The 10,329-nt window shown below is 72.8% G+C and carries 9 protein-coding genes; 6 read left to right on the top strand and 3 right to left on the bottom strand.

Features of this window, described 5'->3' with window-relative positions:
- The 4 genes from ABZX40_RS20810 to ABZX40_RS20795 all read left to right on the top strand — a co-directional run.
- A partial coding sequence (locus ABZX40_RS20810; protein ID WP_356162611.1) for a sugar ABC transporter permease occupies window positions 1-959 on the top strand: 959 nt, incomplete at its 5' end.
- 74 nt (window positions 960-1,033) lie between these two features.
- The gene (locus ABZX40_RS20805) at window positions 1,034-1,933 is read left to right on the top strand and encodes a carbohydrate ABC transporter permease (protein ID WP_355742982.1); all 900 of its coding nucleotides are present in this window, start codon (window positions 1,034-1,036) and stop codon (window positions 1,931-1,933) included.
- A 49-nt stretch (window positions 1,934-1,982) separates the two neighbouring features.
- Window positions 1,983-3,659 (top strand): GMC family oxidoreductase N-terminal domain-containing protein, encoded by a 1,677-nt coding sequence (locus tag ABZX40_RS20800; RefSeq protein ID WP_355742985.1) that lies wholly within the window; start codon window positions 1,983-1,985, stop codon window positions 3,657-3,659.
- An 86-nt stretch (window positions 3,660-3,745) separates the two neighbouring features.
- Window positions 3,746-4,519 (top strand): type 1 glutamine amidotransferase domain-containing protein, encoded by a 774-nt coding sequence (locus ABZX40_RS20795; protein WP_355742988.1) that lies wholly within the window; start codon window positions 3,746-3,748, stop codon window positions 4,517-4,519.
- A 10-nt stretch (window positions 4,520-4,529) separates the two neighbouring features.
- Here ABZX40_RS20795 and ABZX40_RS20790 read toward each other — a convergent pair whose 3' ends face one another.
- Together ABZX40_RS20790 and ABZX40_RS20785 are read right to left on the bottom strand one after the other, a co-directional pair.
- Window positions 4,530-4,982 carry a cyclic nucleotide-binding domain-containing protein gene (locus ABZX40_RS20790; protein ID WP_355742991.1) on the bottom strand — a complete coding sequence of 151 codons (453 nt, stop codon included), beginning with the start codon at window positions 4,980-4,982 and terminating at the stop codon, window positions 4,530-4,532.
- A 255-nt stretch (window positions 4,983-5,237) separates the two neighbouring features.
- Complete coding sequence (locus ABZX40_RS20785) at window positions 5,238-6,716, bottom strand: NAD(P)/FAD-dependent oxidoreductase (RefSeq protein ID WP_355742994.1); 1,479 nt, start codon at window positions 6,714-6,716, stop codon at window positions 5,238-5,240.
- A 324-nt stretch (window positions 6,717-7,040) separates the two neighbouring features.
- Between ABZX40_RS20785 and ABZX40_RS20780 the strand changes: the two genes are divergently transcribed.
- Together ABZX40_RS20780 and ABZX40_RS20775 are read left to right on the top strand one after the other, a co-directional pair.
- Entirely contained in the window at window positions 7,041-7,652 is a 612-nt protein-coding gene (locus tag ABZX40_RS20780; RefSeq protein WP_355742997.1) for a hypothetical protein, read from the top strand.
- Between the two features lie 9 nt (window positions 7,653-7,661).
- Entirely contained in the window at window positions 7,662-8,378 is a 717-nt protein-coding gene (locus ABZX40_RS20775) for a fibronectin type III domain-containing protein (RefSeq protein WP_355743000.1), read from the top strand.
- Between the two features lie 21 nt (window positions 8,379-8,399).
- Here the strand turns inward: ABZX40_RS20775 and ABZX40_RS20770 are convergent, their stop codons facing one another.
- Window positions 8,400-10,304 carry an AMP-dependent synthetase/ligase gene (locus ABZX40_RS20770; RefSeq protein WP_355743003.1) on the bottom strand — a complete coding sequence of 635 codons (1,905 nt, stop codon included), beginning with the start codon at window positions 10,302-10,304 and terminating at the stop codon, window positions 8,400-8,402.
- Between the last annotated feature and the right edge of the window lie 25 nt (window positions 10,305-10,329).

Genomic DNA, 10,329 nt, shown 5'->3' with positions numbered 1-10,329 from the left:
GGCGGCGCCGCGGGGCGCGCACCCGGCCGCGGACCCGGTGGGGCACCCGGTTGCGCACCCGGCTGCGCCGCGCCGACCGGACCCTCGCCCCCTATCTCTACATCGCCCCGTTCTTCCTGCTCTTCCTGGGCTTCGGCCTCTTCCCCCTCGGCTACACCCTCTTCGTCTCCCTGCACGACTGGAGCCTGCTGGCCGGCGAGGGCAACCGCTGGGTCGGCCTCGCCAACTACTGCGAACTGCTAGGCGACTCCTACTTCTGGAACGCCCTGCTCAACACGGTGTCCATCTGGCTGCTCTCCACCGTGCCGCAACTGCTCCTCGCCCTCGCCCTCGCGCACACCCTGAACATCCGGATGCGGGCCCGCACCACCTTCCGCATGGGCGTACTGCTGCCCAACGTCGCCTCGGTGGCCGCCGTGGCGATCATCTTCACCCAGCTTTTCGGCCGTGACTTCGGCATGGTCAACTGGGCCCTCGACCTGATCGGCATCGGCCCCGTCGACTGGCAGGGCGGCCGGGTCAGCTCCCATGTCGCCGTCTCCGCCATGGTCATCTGGCGCTGGACCGGCTACAACGCGCTGATCTACCTCGCCGCCATGCAGACCGTCCCCCGCGAACGCTACGAGGCCGCCCGCACCGACGGCGCGAACGGCTTCCAGCTCTTCCGGCACATCACCGTCCCCGCGCTCCGCCCGGTGATCATCTTCACGGTGATCATCTCCACCATCCAGGGCCTCCAGCTCTTCGCCGAACCCCTGCTGTTCGACCCCACCCCCGGCGGGGTCACCGGCGGCTCCGACCGCCAGTTCCAGACCCTCACCGTCTACCTCTACGAACAGGGCTTCCGCCAGTTCGACTTCGGCTACGCGTCCACCATCGCCTGGGTGATGTTCCTGGTGATCGTCCTCGCCTCCGCCGTCAACTATCTGATCACCCGGCGGATCCGGTCGAGCCGGTGAACCGGCCCGCGCACCGGGCGCCGCCCCCGCTCACCACCCCCGCGATCCGCCGCCGACCCGACGGGAGGGCCGGGATGACCACGACCACCAGCACCCCGGGCACCGCGAAACCGCCCCCGGCCCCCCGGCGCCGCCGCAGTGGTGGCGGACTGCGCCGCCTCAACCGCGCCGGACCCCTCACCTACGCGATCCTGGGCGCCGTCGTCCTGGGCTCCGCGTTCCCGCTGTACTGGACCCTCGTCGTCGCCTCCCACGACAACGAGGCCGTCGCGCAGACCCCGCCCCCGTTGGTCCCCGGCGGCCATCTCCTGGACAACATCGCCCGGGTCTTCGACACCGTCGAGTTCCAGAAGGCGCTGCTCAACTCGCTGATCGTGGCCGGGGCGATCACGCTGTCGGTGCTGCTGTTCAGCTCGCTCGCCGGGTTCGCCTTCGCCAAGCTCCGCTTCCGGGGGCGGCGGGGTCTGCTGCTGGTGGTGATCGGCACGATGATGGTGCCGACCCAGCTCGGCATCATCCCGCTCTACATCCTCATGGGCGAGCTGGGCTGGGCCGGGCGCCTGGAGGCCGTCGTGGTGCCGGGCATGGTCACCGCGTTCGGGGTGTTCTGGATGCGCCAGTTCATCCTGGACGCCGTCCCCGACGAACTCATCGACGCCGCCCTCCTGGACGGCTGCCACACCACCCGGGTCTACTGGCATGTCATCGTCCCCGCGACCCGCCCGGCCGCCGCCGTCCTCGGCGTCTTCACCTTCATGCAGGCGTGGAACGACTTCTTCTGGCCGCTGGTGGTCCTCGACCCCGACGACCCCACCGTCCAGGTCGCCCTGTCCACCCTGTCCGCGGGTTACTTCCAGGACTACTCACTGATCCTCGCCGGAACCGCCCTCGCCACCCTGCCCGTCCTGATCGTCTTCGCCCTGCTGGGCCGCCAGATCGTCGGCGGCATCATGGCCGGAGCGATCCGCGGCTGACGCGCACCCCGACCCCCGGCCGATCCGCGGCGCCGAGAAAGAAGCCGACATGACCCCCCAGTCCCCACCTCCCGAGGTGTTCACCCATGTCGTCGTCGGCGCCGGCAGCGCGGGCAGTGTGCTCGCCGCCCGGCTGAGCGAGGACCCCGCCGCCCGGGTGCTGCTGCTGGAGGCGGGCCCGCCCGACACCGCCCACGACCTGCATGTCCCGGCCGCGATGCCCCGGCTGCTGAAGGGCCCCTACGACTGGGACTACACCACCGAGCCCCAGCCGGGCGCCGCCGGCCGCAGCGTCACCTGGCCCAGCGGCCGGGTCCTCGGCGGCACCTCCTCCACCAACGCCATGATCTACGTCCGCGGCAGCCACGCCGACTTCGACGCCTGGCGCGACACCTTCGGCTGCCCCGGCTGGGGCTACGCCGACCTGCTCCCGTACTTCCGCCGCGCCGAGGGCTACCGCGGCCGACGCCCGCCCGGCGACCTCGGCACCCGGGGACCGCTCGCCGTGGAGGACCCGCGCCAGCGCCATCGCACCACCCGCGCCTGGGTCGCCGCGGCTCGCGCCCACGGCCTCGCCCCCGGCGCCGGTTTCAACGGCGGACGGCCCGACGGCGCCGGCTTCTACCAGCTCACCCAGCGCCGGGGCCGCCGCTGGTCCACCGCCGACGCCTATCTCCGCCCCGCCCTGACCCGCCCCAACCTCACCGTCCGCACCGGCGCCCTGGTCACCCGCGTCCTCCTCGACGCCGGAAGGGCGGTGGGCGTCGCCTACCGCTCCGGCGGCATCGAACGGCAGGCCGGGGCCACCGGCGAGGTCGTGCTGTGCGCCGGGGCGATCCGCTCCCCGCAGCTCCTCATGCTCTCCGGCATCGGCGACCCCGCCGCGCTGCGCGCCCTCGGCATCCCGGTGCTGGCCGAGTCCCCGGCGGTCGGCGCCGGGCTCCAGGACCATCCGCGCTGCACGATGGTCTGGCGGGCCCGCCCGGAGCGGGGCGACCCGCTGGCACCGGCCCGCGCCGAACTGCTCTGGCGGCTGCTCGGCCGGGGCAGACTGGCCTCCAACGGCGGCGAGAGCGGCGCCTTCCTGCACACCCGCGCGGGTCTGCCGGGCCCCGACCTCCAGTACCACGTCGTCCCGCCCGCGCTGCCCGGTCCCGGCGTCGAGCCGCTGGTCTCCGTCCTGGTCACCGCCGTCGAGGTGCGCAGCCGGGGCCGGGTGACGCTGCGCTCCGCCGACCCCGCCGACCCGCCCGCCCTGGACCCCGGCTATCTCAGCCACGAGGGCGATCTGGAGGTACTGGCCGCCGGGGTGCGGATCGCCCGGGAGATCGCCGCGCACCGCCCCTTCGCCGACCTCACCGAGGGTGAGCTGACCCCCGGTCCCGGCACGGCCGACGAGGGCGCGATCCGGGACTGGATCCGGCGTGACCTGGTCACCATGCACCACCCCACCAGCAGCTGCGCCATGGGCGGCGGCCCGGAGTCGGTGTGTGACCCGCAACTGCAGGTACGCGGGGTGACCGGGCTGCGGGTGGCCGACGCCTCCGTGTTCCCGGCCGTGCCGCGCGGCAACACCAACGCCCCGGTGATCGCGCTGGCCGAACGCGCCGCCGACCTCATCCGCGCCCCCGACCGCACGACCCGGGCCCCCGGGGACCCCGACCGCACCGCCCGGATCCCCGGGACCCCGGCCCCGACGACCTCAGCCAGGAGACCCCAGCGATGACGACCCCAGAGGCGACGGCCCCAGAGGCGACGACAGCGGAGACGAGGACCGCTGAGACGGTGACCCCGGAGACGACGACCCCAGAGATGACGACCCCAGAGGTGACGACAGCGGAGACGGCGACCGCTGAGACGGTGACCCCGGAGACGGCGACAGCGGAGACGACGACCGCAGCAACGACCATGGAGGCGGCCACCGGCGGCAGGAGCGTCCTGTTCGTGCTCACCAGCCATGGTGAGCTGGGCGGTACCGGCCGCCCCACCGGGTTCTGGCTGGCCGAGGCCGCCCACCCCTGGGAGGTGTTCACCGGCGCCGGGTACCGCGTCGATCTCGCCTCCCCGCTCGGCGGGCGCTCGCCCATCGACGGCGCCGACCCCACCGACCCGGTGCAGCGGGCGTTCCTCGACGAGGTCGACCTCGCCGCCGCCGTCCCGCTGGCCGGCGTCGACCCGGCGGGGTACGACGCCGTGCTGTACGTGGGCGGGCACGGCACCATGTGGGACTTCCCCGGGAATCCGGACATCGTGCGGATCGGGGACGCCGTGCACACGGCGGGCGGGGTGATCGCCGCCGTCTGCCACGGCCCCGTCGGACTGCTCGGGCTCAGCGCCCCGGACGGGACACCGCTGCTCGCGGGCCGCGCGGTCACCTGCTTCACCAATGACGAGGAGCGCGCCTCACAGCTGGCCGAGGTGATCCCGTTCTTCCTCCAGACCACCCTGACCGACCGGGGCGCCCGGCACAGCCACGCCGGTGTCTACGCCCCGCACGTGGTCGAGGACGGGCGGGTGGTCACCGGCCAGAACCCGTCCTCCGCGAAGGGCGTCGCCGAGGCGGTCGTGAGGCTCCTCAAGGGCTGAACGGGCACGGTCAGTAGCTGCGCCGGTGCAGCGCGTACGCCTCCATCAGGCGTCCCCGGGTCAGCTCCAGCCGGTGGGCGAGGATCTCGGCGACGTTCCGGATCAGGTTCATACCGAGTTCCGGGTCCTCCTCGCACAGCACCAGCACCGCCCCGGCCTCGAACTCGTACGCCCGGACCGGGCTGAACGCCTCCGCGCCGAAGTCCCACCGGTACGGCGGGAAGAGCCAGGACCAGCCGAGCAGATCGCCGGCGCCCAGACCGGCGACGGTCACCCGCTGCTGGGAGGTCACCTGCTGGGTGAGGGAGACGGCGCCCGAGCGCAGCACCCAGAAGCGGTCGGCGTTGCCGCCCGCCTCGAAGATCCTGGTGTCCTCGGCGAAGGACACCTCGTGCGCGAGGTCCATCAGCCGGCTGCGCTGGGGCGGGGGGAGGGCGGTCAGCAGCTTCGTCGCTTGGGTCATGGCGCGGGGCTCCTCGCCGGGGCGATCGGGTCGGGTGCTTTCCCTATGCCCATTTCAGCCGCTCCCGGCGCACGGGGCACCTCGACGGCCGCGAGCGCGCAGCAGAAAGCCCTGGCTGGACGGGGGAAGCCAGCCAGGGCAGTCCTTCGCGGCACAGGGGGGACGGTTCCGGTCGACCCCGAGACCACGTATGCGTGAACGATAAACCATCCCCCTGAGCAGCACGCAACGCGGACGCCCCCGAGGTGACCGGACTCACCCCGGCGCCCCGCCGTCCCGGGTGTCCCGGGTGGCTCCGGCGGCTCCGGTGTCCTTGCCGTCCCGGGCGGCCCCGGTGGCCCCGGTATCCCCTCCGCCCCCTCCGTCCCCTCCGCCCCCGGTGTCCACGGCCTCCTCCACCCGCTCCCGCACCTGCTCCGGAGTGAGATAGGCGTGCACATACTCGAAGTCGCTGAGCTTGGCCGGTTTGCGGCTCTGGAAGCCGGTCCGCACGAAATCGTCGCCCGCGACCGCGTTCAGCATCCAGTTGGTCAGCACCCGCGTCTTGGCCACATTGGTGCGCAGCGCCGACCAGTGATAGCCCCGGGCCACCGCCTGGGCCGCCGTGCCGTGCAGCTCGACCCCGAGCGGCTTGGACACCGCGTCCCGGCCCCCGAGATCCACCACCAACCCCAGATCCCGGTGCCGGTAGGGCCGTAGCGGCTCACCGCGCAGGGTGGCGATCACATTGTCGGCCGCCGTACGGCCCTGCCGCATGGCGTGCTGCGCGGTCGGCGGGCACACCGCCTCCCCGCCCTTGACCAGATCCGGCACCGCCGCCGCGTCCCCGAGCGCGAACACCCCGTCGTACCCCGGCAGATCCAGCCCCGCGTTCACCGCGAGCCGTCCGCGCACGGTCTCCGCGTCCAGCGTCGCGATCAGCGGGCTGGCCACCACCCCGGCCGTCCAGATCAGGGTGCGGGTGGACACCACCCGGCCGTCGGTGAAGGTGACCTCCTGGGGACCGGCCTTGGCGATGGAGACCCCGAGCGAGATCTCCACCCCGCGCCGCCGCAGCATCTCCTGCGCGCTGCGGCCCAGCTTCTCGCCCAGCTCCGGCATCAGCCGCGGCGCGATGTCGATCAGATGCCACTTGATCAGCTTGGGGTCGAGCCGGGGGTAGCGCTTGACGGCGTTGCTGGTCAGCAACTGGAGACAGGCCGCCGTCTCGGTGCCCGCGTAACCGCCGCCCACCACCACGAACTGGAGCCGCGAGGCCCGCTCGTCCGGGTCCTGGCTGGCGTCGGCCAGATCGAGCTGGGCGATCACATGGTCCCGGATGTAGGCGGCCTCGGCGAGCGTCTTCATCCCGAAGGCATGGTCCACCAGGCCCGGGATGTCGAAGGTGCGGGTGACACTGCCGGGGGCCAGCACGATGTAGTCGTACGGCTCGTCCGCGATCCGGTCGGTGATCGTGCGGATCACACACACCTTGGACCGCAGGTCCACACCGATCGCGCCGCCCGGGATGATGCGGGTGCGGTACTTGCTGCTGCGCCGCAGCGACACCGCGATCGACTGCGGGGTGAGCACCCCGGAGGCGACCTGGGGCAGCAGCGGCAGATAGAGCTGGTAGGAGAACGGGGTCACCAGGGTGAGGTCGGCCTCGTCGGGCCGGAGCCTGCGCTCCAGCCGGCGCACACAGCCGACACCGGCGAAGCCCGCGCCGACGACCAGGATCCTGGGTCGTGTCACGGTGTCCTTCCCTTCCGCGGGTACAGGGGGACTCCTTCTGCTTCTTTCCTCGTGTTCTTCTTTTTCTTCTTTCCTGTGCTTGGTGTTCACCGACCAGCATGCACGTACAAGGGGCGTTGTGCGCCGGGCGTGGCGCAACCGAGGGGGGCGCGCGGGCCGCCCGCCGCCCAAGACGGGGGCGTGCGCACTGTCTTGACGGGGACTTGGTCCGGTCCTATGGTCCGATCACATGTTCACCCTTGGGGCTGTCGTTCACTGACATGAACAGCCGCTGTCGGCGGTGCCGGTGGGCGACGGCCACCCCCCACGCCTCAAGGAGACAGGATGCCCACACGTACCCGGATGCTCGCGGTGGCCGCCGCGATCGGCGCGATCGGCGGCTCGTCCCTGCTGGTGGCGCCCCCGGCGGCGGCCGAGGTCGAACCCGGCGGCTGGACGTCGGTGTCACCCACCTTCACCGAACAGGAACGCGGCTGCGGCCAGATCGACGGCCTCACCTTCCGGCTCACCTGCTCCACCGCGAGCGGCGACCAGCGGGCTGAACGCCGCTATGCCACCTACACCGGCGGCACCCGCCAGTTCGAGGGCTACTTCCGTATCACCGGCCTCAGCGGCACCCGCATCAGCCTCAAGCAGACCTTCCACGAGTCCGCCGCCGGCCCCTTCTTCATGCTCGCCGCCGAACGCGGCGGACGGCTCTACGCCGTGCACGGCGGCGCCACCCTCTCGAACGCGGGCACGGTCGGCGCCCAGGTCCGCGTCAACACCGTCCATGTCGTCGGCAGCCAGCACCGCACCTACATCAACGGCTCCCTCCAGCACACCTACGCCAGCCCCGGCGGCAGCTTCTACGACAAGTTCGGCGCCTACCGCACCAACAGCGGCAACGGCCCCGCCACCGTGGAGTGGAGCGGCATCCGCTTCTGGCGGAAGTAACCCCGCCCCATGCGCCGTACGACGATCGCCGCGGTGCCGGTGGCGCTGCTCCTCGCGCTGCCGGCCTGCACCGCGTCCCCTGCGCCCACGACCGACGCCCGGGGGCCGTTGCGGGCCACCCTCACCACGCCCACCGACATCGACCTGAGCTGGCGCGACGACCGGCCCGGCGTCGCGGGCCATGTCCTGGAGTTCGCCACCGAGCCCGACGGCCCCTACACCGCCCTCGCCTATCTCTCCCCCCGGACCACCGGCTACCGCCACCCCGACCTGATGCCCCGCACCACCTTCCACTACCGGCTGGTCAGCTACCGGGGCCCCGCCTCCCGCCCGGTCACCGTCGACCTCCCCGACCGGGACACGGCGAGGGACGTCTCCGGGCAGGAGTGGCTCACCCCCCGCGACCGCCCCGACGCCGGCCCGGGCCGGCCGCGCTCCCTGCGGGCGGACGAGAACGGCACCGCCCCCACCGGCCTCACCGGCACCCCCCGGGACGCCGGCGGCATCGCCTTCACCTGGACCGACAACTCCCGCGACGAGGACGGTTTCCTGCTGGAGATCCGCCGCATCCCCGACGCCGCCTTCGAGCCCGTCGCCGTGCTGGACCCGGACACCGACGCCACCGGACTCATCACCCTGCCCGGCGAGAAACACGCCGACTACCGCGTCCGCGCCTTCGTCCTGGGCGAACGGTCGGACACCGTACGGCTGACGACGGGGGAGTGACAGAACCCCGCGGAGGGAGCGTCAGCGGAACACATTGTCGGTGTCGTCCCAGGCGAGCGGGTCCTCCCGGGACACCGTCCGCGGCGGGCGCGAGCGTGCCTGGTACATCGCCTCGATCTCCGCGGCGTAGTGCCGCACGATCGCGTCCCGGCGCAGCTTCATCGACGGCGTCAGCAGCCCGTCCTCCACCGCGAACGGCCGCGGCAGCACCCGGAACACCCGGATCGACTCCGCCCGCGACACCGCGCTGTTGGCCGCGGCCACCGCCCGGCCGACCTCCTCGCGCAGCGCGTTCTCCTCCCGCTCCTCCTGCGCCGGTCCCGTGCGCGGCCACAGCAGCGCGGTGCGCCAGTGCGCCAGGAAATCCGGGTCCAGCGTGATCAGCGCGCCCACGCAGGGCCGTCCGTCGCCGACCACCACCGCCTGATGGATCAGTGGATGCACCCGCATCCGGTGCTCCAGCGCCGACGGCGACACACTCGTCCCGCCGCTGGTGATGATGACGTCCTTCTTGCGGCCGGTGATGGTCAGATATCCGTCGGAGTCCACCTGCCCCAGATCGCCGGTCGCCAGCCAGCCGCCGCGCAGCACCGCCCGGGTCGTCGCCTCGTCGTTGACATACCCGTGGAACACCGACGGGCCGCGCACCAGGATCTCCCCGTCCGTCGCCACCGCCAGCTGCACCTCCGGCAGCGCCCGGCCGACCGTGCCCGACTTCTCCCGGCCCAGCGGCTGCATGGTGACCGCGCCACTGGTCTCGCTCAGCCCATAGGCATCGGCCAGATAGATGCCGATCCCCTCGTAGAACAGGGCGAGATCACGGTTGAGCGGGCTGCCGCCCGAGCCGCCCCGCAGTACCCGCCCGCCGAGCGCCGCCCGCAGCCGCCGGTACACCGTCCGCTCGTACAGGGCGTGCTGGAGCCGCAGATCCAGACCGGGACCCGACCCCCGGCCCAGCCGCTGCCGCTCGGCCGCCGCCGCGAACGCACGGGCCGTCTCCGCCGCCCGCTCGAACAGCGCGCCCCGCCCGGCCTCCTGGGCCACCCGCAGAAAACCCTTGTAGATCTTCTCCAGCACCGACGGCACCAGATACAGATAGGTCGGCCGGAACGACCGCAGCGCCGCGGACAGCGCCGCCTGGGTCAGCTCGGGCTCATGCCCCATCAGCACCCCGCCCCGGATGCACAGACACTGCACCATCAGCCCGTACACATGGGAGAACGGCAGGAACGCCAGCACCCGGCCCTGCTCACCGGGCAGCGCCCCCGTACCGCCCCAGCCGTCGAGCAGCGTGTCGCAGGGGTGGGCCAGACCCCGGTGGCTGACCGCGCACCCCAGCGGACGCCCGCTGGTGCCCGAGGTGTAGGTGATGACGGCGGTGGAGTCCGGGTGCACGATCCGGCGCAGCGAGTCCACCGTGGTGGCCGGAATCAGCGCGCCCCGCTGCACGATCTGCTCCAGCGCGCCCGTGTCCAGCTGCCACACATGCCGCAGCCCCGGCAGCCCCGCGCACACCGAGCCGACCGTCATCACCCCGTGCTCGTCCTCCACCAGCACCGCCGAGCAGAGCGCGTCCCGCAGGATCCACTCGATCTGGTCGCGCGAGGACGCCGGATGGACCGGCACGAGCTCGGCGCCCACCGCCCACAGGGCGTAGCAGAACACCGTCCACTCATAGCGGTTGCGGGACATCACCGCGACCCGCTGGCCCGGGGTGATCCCGCAGGCCACCAGCCCCTTCGCCAGCTCCAGCACCTGGTCGCGCAGCTCCACCGCCGTCACCTCCTCCCAGAGCTGCGCCGCCGGGTCGGGGCGGCGGGCGAGGACCGGGAGGGTGGGGTGGTCCTCGGCGGCGAGGAAGACGCTGTCGGCGAGGCCGGCGGTGAGGGGCGGTCCGGCCGACGGAGCGAGGGCCCTGTCGCGCATGCGCTGCTCCAGAGGTGTACGGGGG

Origin of the sequence: Streptomyces sp. NPDC004610, assembly GCF_040609715.1 — a bacterium.
Lineage (GTDB): Bacteria > Actinomycetota > Actinomycetes > Streptomycetales > Streptomycetaceae > Streptomyces.
The sequence above is the reverse complement of the archived record's forward strand: the minus strand, read 5'-3'. Positions and strand labels throughout refer to the sequence as shown.

Excerpts from the sequence above, each read along its gene's own strand:
- ABZX40_RS20805 (WP_355742982.1), top strand. The coding sequence starts at position 1,034 with ATGACCACGACCACCAGCACCCCGGGCACCGCGAAACCGCCCCCGGCC.
- ABZX40_RS20800 (WP_355742985.1), top strand. The coding sequence starts at position 1,983 with ATGACCCCCCAGTCCCCACCTCCCGAGGTGTTCACCCATGTCGTCGTC.
- ABZX40_RS20795 (WP_355742988.1), top strand. The coding sequence starts at position 3,746 with ATGACGACCCCAGAGGTGACGACAGCGGAGACGGCGACCGCTGAGACG.
- ABZX40_RS20790 (WP_355742991.1), bottom strand. The coding sequence starts at position 4,982 with ATGACCCAAGCGACGAAGCTGCTGACCGCCCTCCCCCCGCCCCAGCGC.
- ABZX40_RS20780 (WP_355742997.1), top strand. The coding sequence starts at position 7,041 with ATGCCCACACGTACCCGGATGCTCGCGGTGGCCGCCGCGATCGGCGCG.
- ABZX40_RS20775 (WP_355743000.1), top strand. The coding sequence starts at position 7,662 with ATGCGCCGTACGACGATCGCCGCGGTGCCGGTGGCGCTGCTCCTCGCG.
- ABZX40_RS20770 (WP_355743003.1), bottom strand. The coding sequence starts at position 10,304 with ATGCGCGACAGGGCCCTCGCTCCGTCGGCCGGACCGCCCCTCACCGCC.